Origin of the sequence: Cytophaga sp. (assembly GCF_051961495.1) — a bacterium.
GTDB lineage: Bacteria > Bacteroidota > Bacteroidia > Cytophagales > Cytophagaceae > Cytophaga.
Map to the genome: position 1 here is coordinate 14,317 of NZ_JBQCDF010000182.1, position 17,867 is coordinate 32,183.

Here is a 17,867-nt window from a genome sequence, read left to right on the forward strand (position 1 = left end):
ACCGGATGGAAGTTATAGTGATGATAGCCCAGTTGATCCTGGGGTTGTCAATTTTAGTTGGAGTACATGAATTAGGGCACATGCTGACGGCCAAATATTTTGGCATGCGGGTTGAAAAATTCTCGATTGGTTTCCCCCCGAAAATTGTAGGCTTTAAAAAAGGAGAAACAGAATACTCCATCGGCGCGATCCCATTGGGAGGTTTTGTGAAGATTTCCGGTATGGTTGATGAGTCCATGGATACGGAAACATTAAAAGCACCGCCACAGCCCTGGGAATTCAGAAGTAAGCCGGCCTGGCAGCGTTTGATTGTTATGCTGGGAGGGATTATTGTCAATGTACTGGTGGCATTTATGATTAATATCGCCTTATGCTTTATTGTGGGCGAAGAATACATCAGCATTGACGAGGTTAACAAACACGGTATTGTAGCCCGGCCAATTGCAAAGGAAATTGGTATTGAAACCGGTGATCATATTGTTGCTGTCAATGGAAAAAAGATTCATGATATCGCTGAACTTTCAGAAGCATTTTTAAATCAGAATGGCTCGATAACTATTTCAAGAAATGGCGTTGAAAAAACTATCTTAATACCTGCAAACCTGCTGGATAAATTAGTAGAGAAGAATGCTGAAGGGTTCATTGAACCTATTATGGCCTATAAGGTTCTTGAAGTTGCAAAAGGTTCGAACGCGGATAAAGGCGGATTGGAAGACGGCGATTCCATTATGCAGATTAATGGCGTGAACGTACCTTTTTATCACCAGTTTAAGGACCAGCTGAATGCAAACAAAAATAAAAAAGTTGAAGTGCTGGTGCATCGTGCCGCAGGAGATAAAAAATTAACAATACAGGTTGACTCTGCAGGAGTGCTTGGTTTCAGACCGGATCTTCTTATTGAACCTTCTGTCAGAAAATTTACTTTCCTTGAATCCATACCTCGTGGTATCACCAATTCTGTAAAAGTAGTTACCGATCAGATAAAAGCTTTTACCAAAATATTTAAAGGCGAATTAAAAGCATCAAATTCTGTCGGCAGCTTCTTCTCTATTGGCAAGGCCTATGGCCCGATTTGGGAATGGTCCCATTTCTGGAGTTTGACAGCAACTTTATCTATGGTATTGGCGTTTATGAACCTGCTTCCTATCCCGGCATTGGATGGAGGACATGTGATGTTCTTATTCTATGAAATTGTATCCGGCAAAAAGCCATCAGACTCATTTCTGGAAAATGCACAAAAAATTGGCATGGCAATTTTACTTGCATTGATGTTATTCGCAATATCTAATGACGTTATCAGGAATTTCTTTTAATTAACCGTTCGACTATGATGATCAAAAAAAGCATTTTTCCAATTGTTTTGTTATTTGTTACCATCGTTACTAAGGCTGGTGTACAGGATTCAATTGGTGTTACTAAAATAAATAACAAGCTGCATCTGCAGTATATGGTCTCTCCGGGAGAGACTATATATGGTATTTCAACAAAATACGGAGTGCCGCTTTCAGACTTATTTGATATTAATCCGGAACTTGAAAATGGATTAAAAGTAGGGCAGGTGGTTAATATTCCATACAATCCTTCTGCAATGGCTAAACCTGCTAAACCGGCAAATCCGAATGCCCAGGTCTACAAAGTACAGCCGGGCGACACCTATTATGGTATTGCAAAAAAATACAATACCAGCGTGGAGCAATTGTTGAAAATGAATAACATGGATCTGAAAGCCGGTCAGGAAATTATTGTCGGTTATTCAAATACAGAATCTGCTGCAACGAAAAATACGACAACCACTTCCGGTACAACTACGAATACAACAGGAACTACTGGCACTGCATCAAATACTACTACCGGTAACACGACTTCAAATAACACAACCACCACAACAACAACAACAACGAAACCTGAAAACACTACAACCACTGGCACAACAACAACGCCGGTGACTACCAAGGTTGATACTTCTTCCACACAGCCTAATCAACCGGTGTTATCAAATGTTTCTAATTATGCGCCACCGTTTAATGATTTAGGTACACCTTATACATACGATCCGGATCGTAAACAAATTCTGGTTGTGCCTTTTGATCCGTATTTATATTTCTCGGATGCGGATGATGAAATTGCCGCTAAATCCAACATGCAGCGCACCAAAGTACGTGAAGTGTTTAGAAAAAGATTGAATACACTTTTGATCGCTCCCGGCTATGAAACCATACACCTGCTTGGTGGTCACAATAGTGATTCATTAACCGACCTGAATAAAATTTATTCTTCTGTGAATTATAATTATCAGGTTGCATTAAACAACCCCAATTCCATTGAGGCTACACAAACACAAACCAATTCTACTAACCCTACTAAAAAAGGAAATTGGATGAAAAACACAGTTGGCTCCATCACTGGAAGTTCAACTGATCCTACAACCCAGTATTCAACACCAACTGATAACGGAAAGTACTTTGGTGTGAATGTCCGCAATCCTGACTTCTTTAAATACTTCGATGAAAAATACAGTATCGATTATTATATTTTCATCAATCAGTTTGAAGTGAAAACAAATTATCAGAACTGTCTGGATCGTGCAGCCTTAAACTATGAACGTACATTCACCGTGCACTATTCAATATTTGATGCTACAGGAAAACAGATCGCCGGCGATAAATTCAAAGTACATTACAACTCTAACAATTGTTATGTATATCAGATCGTAAGCGATAATGTACCGAAGATGGCACAAAAAATCCTGAATCAATTGCCTCCGCCGAATGCAAAATAAGCAGAAAGCAAAATTGATATTAAATAAAAAATCCCTCATACAAATTGTGTGAGGGATTTTTTATTTAAAGGAGGTGAAATTTATTCGCCGGATGTATCTTCTTCGATGAATTCTTCTTCCTGCTGTGGTTCCTTCGGTGGAGCTGCTGTACGTATCAATTCAAACTCCACGCGTCGATTGATTTTTCTATCAGCTTCAGACGTTTCCTGTGGTATAATTGGCTTTTGGCTGCCATATCCAATCGCTTCAATTCTTTCAGGAGCAATATCACCTTTTTCCATCAGGTATGCTTTGATGGCATCAGCACGTGCCTGTGAAAGCTTTAAGTTTGCTGCCTGGTCTCCGCTGCCATCTGTATGGCCTGAGATGATCAGTTTAATGTTCGGATGATCTACCAGGAAGTCTACAACCTTATCAAGGTCACCATACATCTCAGGAAGAATCTGAGAACTGTTGTTTTCAAATTCCAGGGAAGTGAATTTCCATTTATTATACTTGATTGAGTTTGTCTGAATGTTGATGGTCGTATCACCGTCCAGTTTAAAGGTATGTTCAATCCGGAAGAAGTCATCGCCCTGGATAACCAACAAGTAATCGTTGTCATTATTCAGGTCGAATTCAAACGTACCGTCTTCGCGCATAAACTTAGGCGCCACTTCAATACCATTCGTTAAGTCAATGATTGATACAATACCGGTAAAGGGCTCATTGGTTAACGAATCTGTTAATGAACCTTTCAGCTTAGTATAGGCTAGTGGCTGCGCTTCCATAGGTAAGGGGAAACTGAAAAGATCCAGGTTGGCCAGGTTATCAATTTCTGATTTTGAATAAAATAAGTCACGTGATTTTGAATCAATCGTGAAATAATATTCATCGCCTTCGCCGTTTACCAGTGGCCCGATGTTACGCGGTTCCTGCCATTTATGTTCAAGCATTCTGGATTTATAGATATCATAGGTGTGATAGGTAAAATCAACCGAATCTCTTTTTCCAAAGTTTAACAAATGGCCGTTTGAACTGAAATAAAATACGTGATGCAAGGGGTGATAAAAAGGACTTACTTCATTGCCGCGTGTATTAATGATGGGGCCCATGTTTTGCGCCGGCGCCCAGCCACCTTTGGGCAGTTTGTATGTATACCAGATATCAGATAAACCAAAGCCGCCTATACGGTCAGATGCGAAATACAGCGTGTCTTCCGTGTGAGATAATGTCGGGTGTGAATCCCAGGAAATACTGTTCACCTGAATTCCGAGATTTTCTGCAACAGTCCATTTCCCATCCTCATCCAGATGTGAAACATATATATCACATGAACCCATACAATCCCTGCAATCATACAGAATATCCGGAACGATTCTACTCGCAAAATAAAGTGTACGTCCATCTTTGCTGATTGTCGCAGAACCTTCATTACAATGAGAGTTGATTACGTTGGAGAATGGTAGCGCTTCATCCCAGAATCCGTCATAGTTCATGGAGAAATAAAGGTCTTCATTTTCTCTGTATGCTAACTTCGTAGGAGTAAGAACTTTTTTACGTTTGGTAAAGATCAGAATGTTTCCGCTTACGTTCATGGTTGGGCCGTAATCCGGATAACGCAGGTCATTCACCAGTTCACCCATGTTCAGGAAAACACTTTTGGGCGGTATAAGTGTATCAACAGCTTTTCTGTACTCTACTAGTTGGTAATAATACTCCAGCGGTACATATTTTTCTACACTTGAAGCAGTAATGGTATCATAATATTTTTTAACTTCTTCAATGTTTTTACCGCGGAGATTTTTTAATGCGGTTCTGTACATGAAAAGTGCGCGGTCTCCGAAGCCAAAAAGCTGGTAAAGGCGGCCGAGCTTCCACAGCATGTCTGTGTTTCTGCTGAAGTTCTGGATACCAAAAGAGTTTACATAACGTTCAAGTACAGGTAAAAGACTTTTGTAATCTTTTGCTTCTTCCAGTTTTTTGATTTTCAGATATTCAGCTTCGTCATAGTAAAATGGTATTTTATTGATATTCTTAAATTCAAACTGATACTCTGACCGCATGACAGAAATACTGTCTAATTGGCCTGCTGCTGCAATCGTTTGAAAAGTAGTTTTCTTTTTACCTTTTTGGGGATAGGCTTCATGATAAAAGAGCACAAACGTCAGTATAAGTGAAATACAAACACCAACTTTTTTCAGCTCGTTTATTTTCAAAACTCTTTTGTTAAAAATAGATAATGGCATGCGAATTGTAAAACTTATATAAATATAGTTCTAATTAGATTAAATACGCAAATAATCCTAAAAAAATGCCATATTGGCATAAGATAAAGGTAACGCTGAAGATATGAATAGTATGAATAAAACCGAATGGTCGTTATTGTCAAGTATGTTGGAAACAGAGCCGGTGGAAATGATTCCATTGATTACACCGGAAGAAGAAGCAGAGATGGACAAAGAAGTATTTCCTTCTATTTTACCGATTTTACCTGTTCGCAACATTGTTCTTTTCCCTGGTGTAGTATTACCGATTACTGTTGGCAGACAGAAGTCAATTCGCTTAGTAAAGAAATATTACAAAGGTGACAGAACGATTGGTGTTGTTGCTCAGGAAAACCAGAAAGCGGAAGAACCCGGATTTCAGGATATTTTTAAAATAGGTACGGTAGCCAAAATTCTTAGAATGTTCGTATTGCCGGATGGCAATACCACGATTATTATTCAGGGGAAAAGACGTTTCACGATTGACGAAGAAGTACAGAGCGAACCGTTCCTGCAGGCAAAGGTGAGTATGTTGAAAGACATACATCCAAACATGAATAAAAAAGAAGTGAAAGCACTTCTGCAATCAGTAAAAGAATCAGCAACAAAAATTCTGAAAATGAATCCTGAAATTCCTCAGGATGCACAGATAGCGATTAATAATATTGAGAGTGAAAACTTCCTGACGCATTTTCTTTCTTCCAACATCAATGCTGATTTAAAAGACAAGCAAAAGCTGCTTGAGTTTGATGATGCGGTAGAGCGTGCTACCTGGTTGCTGCAGCTGATGGATAAAGATATCCAGATGTTGGAAATAAAACGCGAGATTCATACCAAAGTACATACAGATATTGATCAGCAGCAACGCGATTATTTCCTGCGCCAGCAGATCAAAGTATTGCAGGATGAACTTGGTGATTTCAGCAGCGAGCAGGAGTTTGAACGTCTGAAGGAAAAAGCGCTTACCAAGAACTGGCCGGATAAAGTACGTCAGCATTTTGATAAGGAACTTTCCAAACTACAGCGCATTAATCCAATGGCGCCGGATTATCCGGTAACATTCAATTATCTGGAGTTGCTGGTTGATTTGCCTTGGGGTGAACATTCAACTGATAATTTTGATCTGGTTCATGCAAAAGAAATTCTCGATGAAGACCATTTTGGTCTTACAAAAGTGAAGCAGCGCATTCTTGAATACCTGGCGGTATTGAAGCTGAAAAACAACATGAATGCGCCTATCCTTTGTTTATACGGACCTCCGGGTGTAGGCAAAACATCTTTGGGAAGATCGGTTGCAAAAGCATTGGACCGTAAATATGTGCGTATGTCGTTAGGTGGCGTGCATGACGAGTCTGAAATACGCGGACACCGCAAAACATATATCGGTGCCATGCCGGGCAAAATCATTCAGGGCATTAAACGATCTGAAACTTCAAACCCGGTATTCATTTTAGATGAGATTGATAAAGTGTCGAAAGATTTCAGAGGCGATCCGTCATCCGCACTTCTGGAAGTATTGGATCCGGAACAGAATTCAACCTTCATGGATAACTTCCTGGAAGTTGAATACGATCTGTCGAAAGTCTTATTCATTGCAACCTCGAACTCTTTGGATACCATACAGCCGGCATTGCGCGATCGTATGGAGATCATAGAGATCAATGGTTATACCCTGGAAGAGAAAATCCAGATCGCTAAAAAATATCTGATTCCAAAACAGAAAGAAGAGCATGGTCTGAAAGTAAAAGATATTTCATTTACAGATGCGGCCATTGTTAAGATCATCGATGATTATACGCGTGAGTCGGGCGTGCGGAATCTGGAACGTAAGATTGGTGCAGTTGTAAGAAACATTGCTGTTTCCATTGCCATGGGCACTGAGTATACAAAGAAAATTCAGCCGGCGCAGGTGCGGGAAATTCTCGGCGCAGAAGACTTTGAGAAAGATACTTACCAGCAGGATGAACTGGCTGGTATCGTAACAGGTCTTGCGTGGACTCCTTTCGGTGGCGAGATCCTTACCATTGAATCCATCATCAGCAAAGGAAAAGGCAAGCTTACCTTGTCTGGCCAGCTGGGTGATGTAATGAAAGAATCTGCTACAGCAGCACTATCATTACTGAAGGCTAATATTGATTCCATTGGCATAGATCACAGAGTGTTTGATCATTTTGATCTGCATATACACGTACCGGCAGGCGCTACGCCAAAAGACGGCCCTTCTGCGGGTATCGCTTTGTATACATCGCTGGCATCAACCTTTACGCAGCGGAAGATTAAACCGGCATTAGCCATGACGGGAGAAATTACATTGCGCGGCAAAGTATTACCGGTCGGAGGGATTAAAGAAAAAATCCTGGCAGCAAAACGTGCCGGTATTAAGGAGATCATTCTAAGCAAAAAAAATCAGAAGGATATCGATGAAATACACAAGCCGGATATCAGTGATCTGAAGTTTCACTTTGTAGAAACTGCAGATGAAGTACTGGCCATTGCTTTGTTGAAACAAAAAATCAAGAAACCTTTTAATCTTCAGATTCCTGAAGAAGCAAAGAAGGACACAAAAAAATAGCAGCTAAATTCCGGCAGCAGATACCAATCTGCTGCCGATTTACGTTTTCCCGATATCTATGAGGCATTTACGGTTTTTATTTTTGGTGGGCGGATTGATTCCCTTGCTTACATTCGGCCAATTGGGAGGACGTGCAGGTTACTCATTTTTAAATGTTCCGGTAGCGGCGCGACAGGCGGCCGTGGGAGGAATCAACGTTTCTATCCTGGACAGAGATGTGGCCATGGGATATGCCAATCCTGCCTTATTGAATGATTCCATTCATAAGAACATAAGTTTTACATACCAGCCGTATTTTGCGGATATTAAAAAATCAACACTCTTTGGAGCATATAAGCTGAAAGATGATAAAGGTACGCTGAGTGCAGGCCTTAATTATTTTAACTATGGCGCCATCAATGAAATTGACGCTTCGGGAAATGAAACAGGTACCGTATATCATCCCAATGAATTTGCACTGGTAGGTGGTTATGCAAGGGGCCTGGGCCCGTTCTCCATGGGCGTAAATGCCAAATTGGTTTATTCAAATATTGCAGCCTTTAATGCGGCGGCCTTCATGATCGATTTTGGCGCTCTGTACAAACACCCGACTCAGCAGCTTACGGTGGGTCTGGTGGCTAAAAACATCGGATTCAATTTGAAAAATTATGTAAAAGGAGATTATGTAAATCTGCCCATGGATCTGCAATTAGGAGCTACATTTAAACCGGAGCATATGCCGTTGAGGTTGTCTGTCACTGCACATCACTTATATAAATTTGATTTCGTGTATAATGATCCGGCAATCAACGTAAAGGTAAACCTGGATGGTTCTGTAACACCTATTGAAACAACTTTTACAGATAAGCTGCTAAGGCATTTTGTTATTGGCGGAGAATTTCTGTTTACAAAAAATTTTCATGCCCGCTTCGGATATAATTTCATGATGCGCCGGGAACTGAAGCTGCAGGACAAGTCAGGCGCAGCCGGTCTTTCATGGGGCTTTATGCTACGGGTGAAAAAATTTGACATTGGCTTTACAAGAGCATATTATACTATTAAAGGTGGTACAACTTTCTTCACCTTAGGTATGAATATCAACGAATGGATTAAAAAATAATTTACATACAGCAATGACAGCGTTAGAGAATTTCTATACACCTACACAGATCGTAGCAGAGTTAGATAAATACATTATCGGGCAGCATGATGCAAAAAGAAATGTTGCCATTGCTTTACGCAACCGCTGGAGAAGGATGTATGCACAGGAGGATATGCGTAAGGAGATCATGCCGAATAATATCTTACTGATCGGACCAACAGGCGTGGGAAAAACAGAAATAGCAAGACGCCTGGCAAAGCTGGCCGATGCACCGTTTACCAAAGTTGAAGCATCTAAATTTACAGAGGTAGGTTATGTAGGCCGTGATGTGGAGAGTATGGTGCGTGATCTTGTTGAACAGTCTGTCAACATGATAAAAGCAAAGAAGAAAGAAGAAGTAAAAGTGAAGGCTGAACAAGCCGTTGAAGATATCATTCTGGATTTACTGATTCCGCCGGTAAAGAATACCGGAATGGGATTCAAAAACTCAGCTTCAGCGACAGAGCCGGCTGTCATGCCGGATAGCGACCAGGAGTTGAATGAGCGCACGCGCGAATTGTTCCGGGAGAAGATTCGTTCCGGTGAACTGGATGAACGTAAAGTGGAAATCAATGTGCAGCAGCAGGGGCCAGGCGTAGGTGTTGTAGGTGGGCCGATGGATGAAGCATCTATGATGAATATCCAGGAAATGATCGGTAACATGATGCCGAAGAAAACTAAAAAACGCAAGCTGAGCATTGCGGAAGCACGCAAAATATTACTGGATGAAGAATCGTCTAAATTGATTGATATGGACGATGTGAAAGATGAGGCGATCCGCAAGGCAGAAAACATGGGTATTATCTTTATCGACGAAATTGATAAAGTTGCATCCTCTAAAAAAGGCGGTGGCCCGGATGTGAGCAGAGAAGGGGTGCAGCGCGATCTGCTGCCTATTGTTGAAGGAAGTGCCGTGAACACAAAGTATGGAATCATTCACACAGATCATATTTTATTTATTGCTGCCGGCGCCTTTCATATTTCAAAACCTTCGGATCTTATTCCTGAATTACAGGGACGCTTTCCGATCCGTGTTGAATTGAACAGCTTAACACAATCCGATTTTTACCACATCCTGAAAGAGCCTAAAAACGCCCTGACCAAACAGTACCAGGCACTGTTGTCATCAGAGAATGTAACCATTGATTTTAATGACGATGCATTGTTGTCGCTTTCAGAGATCGCATTTGAATTGAATGTTGAAGTAGAGAACATCGGTGCACGTCGCCTGCATACAGTCATGAGTCATTTGTTGAATGAGTTGTTGTTTGATGTACCGGACCGTATCGGCGCAAATGCACATATCGTTATCACCCGCGAGCTGGTAGAACAAAAGCTGAAAGGATTGGTTAAGAACAGAGATCTCAGCCAGTTTATTCTGTAATGCATTATTATTTTATTACCGGCACTTCTTACGGCCTGGGTAAAGCCCTTGCAGAGAAGTTGGTGCAGCGGAGCAATGTGTATGTATTTGGTATTGCCAGAACCTGCACGATTTCTCACAAGCAATATGAGCACATACATGCAGATCTGGGTGAGCCTTCACAACTTAAGCTGATAACAGAGTTATTTAAGAAGGCTTTTCAGAAGGAAGATCAGTTATACCTGATCAATAATGCCGGTATCGTTGATCCGATCAGATATACAGGAAAATTTTCTCCTGATGAAATACAGAAACTATTTCAGGTAAACCTGCTCAGTGTTGTTCAGCTTACGAATGCTTTTTTACAAATTCCGGTTTCATCGTTTGCGAGGCGAGTGATCCTGAATATCTCTTCCGGGGCAGCCAACAAGGTGTCTGATGGCTGGGCTTTGTACGGAGCATCCAAAGCAGGTGTGGATCATTTTTCCCTGCATGTAGCCAGGGAGCTTGAAATAGATCAGCAAGCGCATACCCGCATTTTTTCAGTAGCACCAGGGGTAGTGGATACACGCATGCAGCAAAAAATCAGAGAAACTCCCATAGAAAGTTTTTCTACACTAAATCGCTTTCTTGATCTTGATGCAAATAAACAGTTAGTACCGGCTGACCAGGTTGCACAAAAATTATTACAGATTACGGATGCTCCGGAATTGTTTGCCCAAACGATTCTTTCCGTTAGAGATTTTTAATCAACAGACTGTTTTACGAATTCTTCCGCTATTATTTCTCAATTTATAATTATGCATGCATAGATTAAATGCATTTAATCGAATTGTAAATTCTATATTACATCTTTTATTTAGGCGGGCATTTTACCAGTTTTTTAGTATTTTATTTATTGTCAGATAGTTATTTTGTTATTTAATTTTGTTGGTAAAAAAAATATGTTTTAAAGTGTTGTTTTTTAATTTAAAAGGTACATATTTGTACATAATACTTTTGGACACAATATTTTTATTATTTTTTAACTTTATACTTCTGTGAAAGGGATGATGTTGTAAGAATATCATCCCTTTTGTTTTGCCTAGATTTTATGAACAGCATCACAAAATCACATTTATTATAGTACTTTTGTTCAAGGAACGAATTTGATGTATGAGCGCAGAAAATACCTATAAAAAATTACTCCCGCTGGCAAAATACTGGCTAAAAGAACTGGACTTTTACGGTACCAATCAGTTTAAAAAGAAGGTAACGGAGAAAAGCTGGACAATTGGTCAGATTTACGATCACTTATTAATTTATTCCCAGGAAGTGCATATTAAGGCAATCCAGGAATGCCTGGCTCAAAAAGATACGAATAGTAAGGAAGGGAAATCTTTTAAAGGTTTTTTTCAGTTCTTGTTTAAAGGATACATGCCATTTAAATACAAGAGCAACCCATACAAAGAACCTGGCCAGCCATTAAGTACTGAAAAGGTTAAAGATGATTTTTACAGGTTCTTAAAGCTTGTCTATAAAACAGCAAAGGAAATTGACTATAAGAAGCCTACGGCCAAAGTTAAGCACCCGAGTTTTGGTTACTTATCTGCTGAAGAATGGTTTGCGTTGATTGAAATGCACTTTCGTCATCATTTGAGACAAAAAAATAAACTGGATGTCGAAGTAAGAAGTAATTACAAACAGACAGAAAGCAAAGATTTTGATGATATTCCGGACATACCGTTTCATGAAATGTAATTAAGACTTCGTTGTCGGAATCCAAAAGAAAAGCCCCTTGATCATTGATCAAGGGGCTTTTTATATTTATGAGGTTGTTAATTACTTAACAGTATCCATGTGGCAGATTAAATCTACCAGTTTGTTTGAATAGCCCCACTCGTTATCATACCATGAAACAACTTTAACAAAGTTATCATTCAATGAGATACCAGCTTTAGCATCGAAGATAGAAGTACGAGCATCGCCTAAGAAGTCAGTAGAAACCACTTCGTCTTCAGTATATCCAAGGATACCTTTCATCTCACCTTCAGAAGCAGCTTTCATAGCAGCTTTGATTGCCTCGTATGAAGCTGGTTTGTCTAAACGGCAAGTTAAATCAACTACAGAAACGTCTGGTGTAGGAACACGGAAAGACATACCGGTTAATTTACCTTTTAACTGAGGAATAACTAAACCTACAGCCTTAGCAGCACCTGTTGAAGAAGGAATGATGTTTTGGTAAGCACCACGGCCGCCTCTCCAGTCTTTTGCTGAAGGACCATCTACTGTTTTCTGAGTTGCAGTAGCAGCGTGTACAGTAGTCATTAAACCTTCAAGGATACCAAACTTATCGTTTAATACTTTAGCTACCGGAGCCAGGCAGTTTGTTGTACAAGAAGCATTTGAAACAATAGTCATGTCTTTTGTATATGACTTATTGTTAACACCCATAACAAATGTAGGAGTATCATCTTTTGCAGGAGCTGATAACACAACTCTTTTTGCACCAGCTGCAATATGTTTGTCTGCAGTGTCCATAGTCAGGAAAAGACCAGTAGATTCTACAACGTATTCAGCACCAACTTCATTCCATTTTAGATTTGCAGGGTCTCTTTCAGCAGTTACACGGATAGCGTTACCATTCACAACCAACTTTCCATCTTTCACATCTACCGTTCCATCAAAACGACCATGAGTAGAGTCATACTTTAACATGTATGCCATGTAGTCCACATCAATCAAATCATTGATTCCAACTATTTGAATGTTAGGATTGTTAACCGCAGCACGGAAAACCAAACGACCAATACGGCCAAAGCCATTAATACCTACTTTAATTTTTGACATAATTATTAAAGATTAAACCACGAACTTATATAATATTCTGAACTAACTGAATAAGCTACAAACATACAATAACGCCTATCCAAAATCAACCGGCTAAGGCTTTTATTTATTTTATTAAAAAATATCCTTATTGGTTTTGTAATTATTAAAAACTTTCATAGTTTTGCAAACCTTTAGAAAAAGGCCTGTTCGTCTAGGGGTTAGGACGCGTCCCTTTCACGGACGAAACACGGGTTCGATTCCCGTACAGGCTACCAAAAATAGCAAGTCAAAGTCCCGCTTCTTTAACGGGACTTTTTCTTTTTCTGAAATCAAAACAGAACATTACCAGTGTTTTGTATTCCTTCAAAAAAGGCCTGTTCGTCTAGGGGTTAGGACGCGTCCCTTTCACGGACGAAACACGGGTTCGATTCCCGTACAGGCTACCAGTAAAAATCCCTTTGCTTATTTCAAGCGAAGGGATTTCTTTTTTCGGGCATAATAATTTCTTAAGACAAAACAGCATTCCGGAAACTGAAATCATTGCATGAGTTTAAGGAAAAATCTTGCTGCACAAAACAATGCTACCAATATTGCTATTATTGTATACAAGCGGGTACGACCTTTTACATTCTGCTTTACATCAATAATTTCTTCATCGCTGAGATTATATTCCTTTTTTAATTCTGCATCAATATGTACTTCATCTTTTCTGTGCGCTGTTGCAGCGGCAATTTTATCAGCAATTGCATCAACCCGTATGGCTTCATTGTTTATCAAATTCTCCAATGTAATGCCATGATCAGCCAGATCCAGTTTGATGCTTTCAATGGATTCGCCTGTTTGTAAGCGATCAGATACCAATGCCTGAATTTCTTTTAATGACATTCCTGAAGGATCAAACTGGTCACTTAAAAAAGTATCAATAGCAAAAGACTCTTCAAACATTTCTCTGTTTATAAACTCCTGCTTCAACAAAACAATATCAGAGCTGTCCGCTGAATCTATTTTACGAAGCCTTGAGAGCAATTCTTCATTCGTAGCGTTGCTGAAAATATTGGTCTTATCCGGTTCCTTCATAAAGTATTAATTAAAAGTGCAGTATAACAAGCGCGATAAAAATAATTATTATCTATAAATTGAAACTATAAAAGTGAAATAAATATAAATTTTTCTTTTCATCGTATAATGTTTAAGTGGTATTATAGCCGTATGTACACATTGTTTTATTGTAAAATATCTTCTCCTTGCTTGTGTGCATTGCTTAATTGTGTTAACTTAATTAAATCAAAATGGGAATGATGATGCACAGGCATACAGTTCCCAGATTTTACAACCTAAGTTTTAACCATAAATGGCCAAAAAAGTCAGACAATATGTATTTTCGAAAGGGGTCGATGGCACGTTTATAGGTGTATACGATGCATGCAGGTTCATTGGCATGTTTTTTAAACAGGTTTTCAAACCTCCATATCACTTTCGCAAGGTAATAGATCAGTGTTTTGAAGTAGGTTTGAAATCCCTGCCTTTGATTACGTTGACAGGTTTTGTTACCGGCGTTGTTTTTACAAAACAATCACGACCATCGCTGGAAGTATTCGGCGCAACATCCTGGCTGCCGTCATTAATATCCATTGCTTTGGTAAGAGCATTAGGGCCGCTCGTAACAGCCTTGATCTGTGCGGGTAAAGTAGGTTCCAGCATTGGTGCAGAGTTGGGCTCGATGAAAGTAACCGAACAGATTGATGCCATGGAAGTTTCTGCCATAAATCCATTCAAGTATTTAGTGGTTTCAAGAACCCTGGCAACAACCATGATGGTACCTGTGCTTTCGCTCTACTGCAGCTTTGTGGGATTGATGGGAGCATTTGTAAATGTGCACGCCAATGAAACAACTAGTTTTGCGAACTTTTTTCAAAGCGGATTCAGTGATATCAGTTTTACGGATATCTTTTCATCCATAACAAAATCCATTGTGTTTGGCTTTACAATCGGTATTGTCGGGTGTTACAAAGGATATAACGCATCGCAAGGTACACGCGGCGTAGGAAAAGCTGCGAACCAGGCTGTAGTAACAACTATGTTCCTGATCTTTATTGAAGAGATTATTATTGTTCAGATAACAAATTGGATCAGATTTTTCTAATTATGGAGAAAGAGCATACAAAGCATATAATCGATAGAAGCAACAAAGCAATCTCCATCCAGGGCTTGTATAAATCCTTCGGGCCTTTGGATGTATTGAAAGGTGTTGACCTGGATGTATACAAAGGGGAGAATGTTGTTGTATTAGGGAAATCCGGTACTGGTAAATCCGTACTGATCAAAATCCTGGTCGGGCTTTTGAAACCTGATAAAGGAATCGTAAATGTACTTGGCAAGCAGGTTGATCAGCTGACTCAGAAAGAGCTGGACGCGTTGCGCCTGCATATCGGCTTTTCTTTTCAGAGTAGTGCGCTTTACGACAGTATGAATGTGCGGCAGAATCTGGAGTTTCCGCTAACAATGAATATTAAAAATCTTTCGAAGAAAGAAATTGATGAGTCTGTTGAAGAAGTTCTGGATGCTGTAGGTTTGATTGATAAAATGTACCAGATGCCTTCTGATCTTTCAGGTGGCCAGCGCAAGCGTATTGGTATTGCACGTACACTGATCTTAAAACCTCAGATCATGCTGTATGATGAACCTACATCTGGATTGGATCCGATAACCTGTTATGAGATCAATGAACTGATCAATGATGTACAGGTAAAATATAATACTACTTCTATTATCATTACACACGATTTAACCTGTGCGAAAGAAACTGCTGATCGTGTTGCCATGCTGCTTGATGGGGTGTTCGTCCGCACAGGCTCATTTGAAGAAGTTTTTGAAGATCAGGATGAACGTATACAAAGTTTTTATAAATACAATTTTATTGATTAAACTATGAATGAATCACCAAATAGACGCGCGGTCATTGTAGGCTTATTTGTTTTGGTTGGCGTAATAATCTTGCTTGGCGGTATCCTGACAGTGGGAAATCTCCATGCAACATTTATTAAAAAAATGAAAGTGACTGCAATTTTTGAAGATGTGAACGGCTTGTTGCCAGGCAGCAATGTGTGGTTCTCAGGTGTAAAAATCGGCACTGTTAAAAAGCTTCGTTTCTATGGCAAGTCGCAGGTTGAAGTGGAACTGAATATTGATAAAGAACTTCAGTCTTTTATCAACCGGGATTCGAAAGTAAAAATCGGATCGGATGGACTGATCGGAAATAAGATCCTGATCATTTTTGGCGGAACTGAAAAAGCAGGAGATATACAGGAAGGAGATACGCTGCATGTAGAAAAGGTATTGTCTACCGATGATGTCATGAATACGCTGCAGCAGAATAATAAAAACATCCTTGCTATTACAACGGATTTCAAAGTTATAAGTAAACGCCTGGCAAATGGAGAAGGTACACTGGGCAAACTGATGACCGATGAATCTATTTACAATAACATCAATGCCACAACGCGTTCTCTACAACAGGCGTCTGCCCAGGCACATCAATTGATGCGCGACCTTTCCGGATTTACTTCGAAGCTGGATGATGACGGCACATTACTGAATGAATTAGTAACGGATACTGTCGTATTCCAATCCATGGCTGCAACAATGGCGCAACTGCAAACCATTGCCGACTCTGCAAGCGTAATGGTCAATAACCTGAAAGCAGCATCCGCTGATCCGAACAGTACGCTTGGAGTATTATTGCGTGATGATGAATCAGGCGCTCATATGAAACAGACAATCAAAAATCTGGAGTCCAGCTCTCAGAAACTCGATGAAGACCTGGAATTACTGAAACATAGTTTCTTATTGCGCGGCGCGTATAAAAAGCAGGAGAAAGCAAAGAAGAAAAATAAAGACTAAAAATAGATTATTATTGACCCGTCCTGAAATAGGTTGACAGTTTTGAAGATTAAATATAGTCCTTGTTAATTGATATTAGCAAGGACTATTTGTTTATGTACCTGATCAGGCGTTTGATAATTTAAAGCAAGATGAGGTCTTTTTCATTATACATTTTTTCACCGGAGTCACAGGCCCTAGTAAGAGCTGGGATTGTCCTGTAAGAATATCCCTGCTATATATTGATAGTAAAATCGTATTGAAATATTAATAGTATCTATCGGAGTAAGTCTAATTTTTTCATATTAAAATTGAAACACATAAAGGTGAGCGAATAAAATGATAATTTATATATTCATTCATGCAGAATCATATACACCAGATCAATATATCAAAAGGCGGAGTTCCTAAACTTCCTGTTGGTGGTGTGTATGTTACTAAAAGCGGATTGGCTGGAGATAAGCAGAAAAATAAAAGGTATCATGGCGGTCCGGAGAGGGCAGTATGCTTGTTCTCCATGGAAATCATCGAACAGTTACAGCACGAAGGTCATCCGGTATATCCCGGTTCAACAGGTGAAAATATTACGGTGTATTATTCCGGTTATACATCATTAACCGTTGGAGATCGGTTGCAGTTGGGGCAGGATGTGATTATTGAAATTACTTCTTATACGGTACCTTGCAAAACAATCATACAATCCTTTGCTGATGGATATTTCAGTCGTATTTCTCAAAAAATGTACCCCGGTAATTCCCGGTTATATGCAAAAGTGATCCGCGAAGGCTGGATACAGCAAGCCGATCTTATTCATAAAATTTAATAAAGCCATATGCGTTACATGTATTTAAATGATAAGTAAAGCTTATTATTTTTAGGCTTAAATATTTTTTTTGAAAATAAACGAAAAAAGATAGTTACTTAATCCAGTTATTCGTAATATAAAGTATGGATCAGTATTTAGTAGATATAGATTTCCCCGAGGCACCGGATGATGAATTCATTTCATTAATCCCTTCTCAGCGTGCCATGATCAATACGCATATGCAGAGCGGTATTGTAACTTCTTATAGTTTGTCGATTGATCGTTCCAAATT

Annotated in this window: 14 protein-coding genes and 2 tRNA genes; 13 read left to right on the plus strand and 3 right to left on the minus strand. The window is 39.5% G+C overall.

Going from position 1 to position 17,867, the window contains the following annotated elements:
* Positions 1–5 precede the first annotated feature (5 nt).
* Both rseP and ACTHJT_RS09715 read left to right on the plus strand, forming a co-directional pair.
* A complete protein-coding gene (gene rseP, locus ACTHJT_RS09710) occupies positions 6–1,313 on the plus strand; it encodes an RIP metalloprotease RseP (RefSeq protein ID WP_440237829.1) in 1,308 nt (435 codons plus the stop codon).
* A gap of 14 nt (positions 1,314–1,327) precedes the next feature.
* A complete protein-coding gene (locus ACTHJT_RS09715; protein ID WP_440237830.1) occupies positions 1,328–2,779 on the plus strand; it encodes a LysM peptidoglycan-binding domain-containing protein in 1,452 nt (483 codons plus the stop codon).
* Positions 2,780–2,859: 80 nt separating this feature from the next.
* Here the strand turns inward: ACTHJT_RS09715 and ACTHJT_RS09720 are convergent, their stop codons facing one another.
* A complete protein-coding gene (locus tag ACTHJT_RS09720) occupies positions 2,860–4,977 on the minus strand; it encodes an OmpA family protein (protein ID WP_440237831.1) in 2,118 nt (705 codons plus the stop codon).
* A gap of 133 nt (positions 4,978–5,110) precedes the next feature.
* On the opposite strand from ACTHJT_RS09720, the gene lon reads away from it, so the two are divergent.
* From lon to ACTHJT_RS09745, 5 genes are all read left to right on the plus strand, one after another.
* Positions 5,111–7,597 (plus strand): endopeptidase La, encoded by a 2,487-nt coding sequence (gene lon / locus ACTHJT_RS09725; protein ID WP_440237832.1) that lies wholly within the window; start codon positions 5,111–5,113, stop codon positions 7,595–7,597.
* Positions 7,598–7,655: 58 nt separating this feature from the next.
* A complete protein-coding gene (gene porQ, locus ACTHJT_RS09730; protein ID WP_440237833.1) occupies positions 7,656–8,696 on the plus strand; it encodes a type IX secretion system protein PorQ in 1,041 nt (346 codons plus the stop codon).
* Positions 8,697–8,709: 13 nt separating this feature from the next.
* On the plus strand, positions 8,710–10,101 hold the full coding sequence (gene hslU, locus ACTHJT_RS09735) for an ATP-dependent protease ATPase subunit HslU (RefSeq protein WP_440237834.1): 1,392 nt from the start codon (positions 8,710–8,712) through the stop codon (positions 10,099–10,101).
* Positions 10,101–10,829, plus strand: a complete 729-nt coding sequence (locus ACTHJT_RS09740; RefSeq protein WP_440237835.1) for an SDR family NAD(P)-dependent oxidoreductase — start codon at positions 10,101–10,103, stop codon at positions 10,827–10,829. Before hslU ends, ACTHJT_RS09740 begins: the two co-directional genes overlap by 1 nt.
* 406 nt (positions 10,830–11,235) lie before the next feature.
* On the plus strand, positions 11,236–11,820 hold the full coding sequence (locus tag ACTHJT_RS09745) for a DinB family protein (RefSeq protein ID WP_440237836.1): 585 nt from the start codon (positions 11,236–11,238) through the stop codon (positions 11,818–11,820).
* 81 nt (positions 11,821–11,901) lie between these two features.
* Here ACTHJT_RS09745 and gap read toward each other — a convergent pair whose 3' ends face one another.
* Complete coding sequence (gene gap, locus ACTHJT_RS09750; protein ID WP_440237837.1) at positions 11,902–12,909, minus strand: type I glyceraldehyde-3-phosphate dehydrogenase; 1,008 nt, start codon at positions 12,907–12,909, stop codon at positions 11,902–11,904.
* A gap of 182 nt (positions 12,910–13,091) precedes the next feature.
* Here gap and ACTHJT_RS09755 point away from each other — a divergent pair.
* Both ACTHJT_RS09755 and ACTHJT_RS09760 read left to right on the plus strand, forming a co-directional pair.
* Positions 13,092–13,166 (plus strand) — tRNA-Glu (locus tag ACTHJT_RS09755).
* Between the two features lie 96 nt (positions 13,167–13,262).
* Positions 13,263–13,337 (plus strand) — tRNA-Glu (locus tag ACTHJT_RS09760).
* A gap of 91 nt (positions 13,338–13,428) precedes the next feature.
* Here the strand turns inward: ACTHJT_RS09760 and ACTHJT_RS09765 are convergent.
* Entirely contained in the window at positions 13,429–13,968 is a 540-nt protein-coding gene (locus ACTHJT_RS09765; RefSeq protein WP_440237838.1) for a hypothetical protein, read from the minus strand.
* Positions 13,969–14,242: 274 nt separating this feature from the next.
* On the opposite strand from ACTHJT_RS09765, the gene ACTHJT_RS09770 reads away from it, so the two are divergent.
* From ACTHJT_RS09770 to ACTHJT_RS09785, 4 genes are all read left to right on the plus strand, one after another.
* On the plus strand, positions 14,243–15,034 hold the full coding sequence (locus tag ACTHJT_RS09770; RefSeq protein ID WP_440237839.1) for an MlaE family ABC transporter permease: 792 nt from the start codon (positions 14,243–14,245) through the stop codon (positions 15,032–15,034).
* A gap of 2 nt (positions 15,035–15,036) precedes the next feature.
* A complete protein-coding gene (locus tag ACTHJT_RS09775) occupies positions 15,037–15,816 on the plus strand; it encodes an ABC transporter ATP-binding protein (protein WP_440237840.1) in 780 nt (259 codons plus the stop codon).
* 3 nt (positions 15,817–15,819) lie between these two features.
* Positions 15,820–16,791, plus strand: coding sequence for an MlaD family protein (locus ACTHJT_RS09780; RefSeq protein ID WP_440237841.1), 972 nt, complete (start codon positions 15,820–15,822; stop codon positions 16,789–16,791).
* Between the two features lie 340 nt (positions 16,792–17,131).
* Positions 17,132–17,593 carry an MOSC domain-containing protein gene (locus ACTHJT_RS09785; protein WP_440237842.1) on the plus strand — a complete coding sequence of 154 codons (462 nt, stop codon included), beginning with the start codon at positions 17,132–17,134 and terminating at the stop codon, positions 17,591–17,593.
* Positions 17,594–17,867: the final 274 nt, after the last annotated feature.

Coding starts and splice junctions, on each gene's coding strand:
- hslU (WP_440237834.1), top strand. CDS start 8,710: ATGACAGCGTTAGAGAATTTCTATACACCTACACAGATCGTAGCAGAG.
- gap (WP_440237837.1), bottom strand. CDS start 12,909: ATGTCAAAAATTAAAGTAGGTATTAATGGCTTTGGCCGTATTGGTCGT.
- ACTHJT_RS09770 (WP_440237839.1), top strand. CDS start 14,243: ATGGCCAAAAAAGTCAGACAATATGTATTTTCGAAAGGGGTCGATGGC.
- ACTHJT_RS09745 (WP_440237836.1), top strand. CDS start 11,236: ATGAGCGCAGAAAATACCTATAAAAAATTACTCCCGCTGGCAAAATAC.
- ACTHJT_RS09780 (WP_440237841.1), top strand. CDS start 15,820: ATGAATGAATCACCAAATAGACGCGCGGTCATTGTAGGCTTATTTGTT.
- ACTHJT_RS09775 (WP_440237840.1), top strand. CDS start 15,037: ATGGAGAAAGAGCATACAAAGCATATAATCGATAGAAGCAACAAAGCA.
- rseP (WP_440237829.1), top strand. CDS start 6: ATGGAAGTTATAGTGATGATAGCCCAGTTGATCCTGGGGTTGTCAATT.
- ACTHJT_RS09765 (WP_440237838.1), bottom strand. CDS start 13,968: ATGAAGGAACCGGATAAGACCAATATTTTCAGCAACGCTACGAATGAA.
- ACTHJT_RS09715 (WP_440237830.1), top strand. CDS start 1,328: ATGATGATCAAAAAAAGCATTTTTCCAATTGTTTTGTTATTTGTTACC.
- ACTHJT_RS09740 (WP_440237835.1), top strand. CDS start 10,101: ATGCATTATTATTTTATTACCGGCACTTCTTACGGCCTGGGTAAAGCC.
- porQ (WP_440237833.1), top strand. CDS start 7,656: ATGAGGCATTTACGGTTTTTATTTTTGGTGGGCGGATTGATTCCCTTG.
- ACTHJT_RS09785 (WP_440237842.1), top strand. CDS start 17,132: ATGCAGAATCATATACACCAGATCAATATATCAAAAGGCGGAGTTCCT.
- lon (WP_440237832.1), top strand. CDS start 5,111: ATGAATAGTATGAATAAAACCGAATGGTCGTTATTGTCAAGTATGTTG.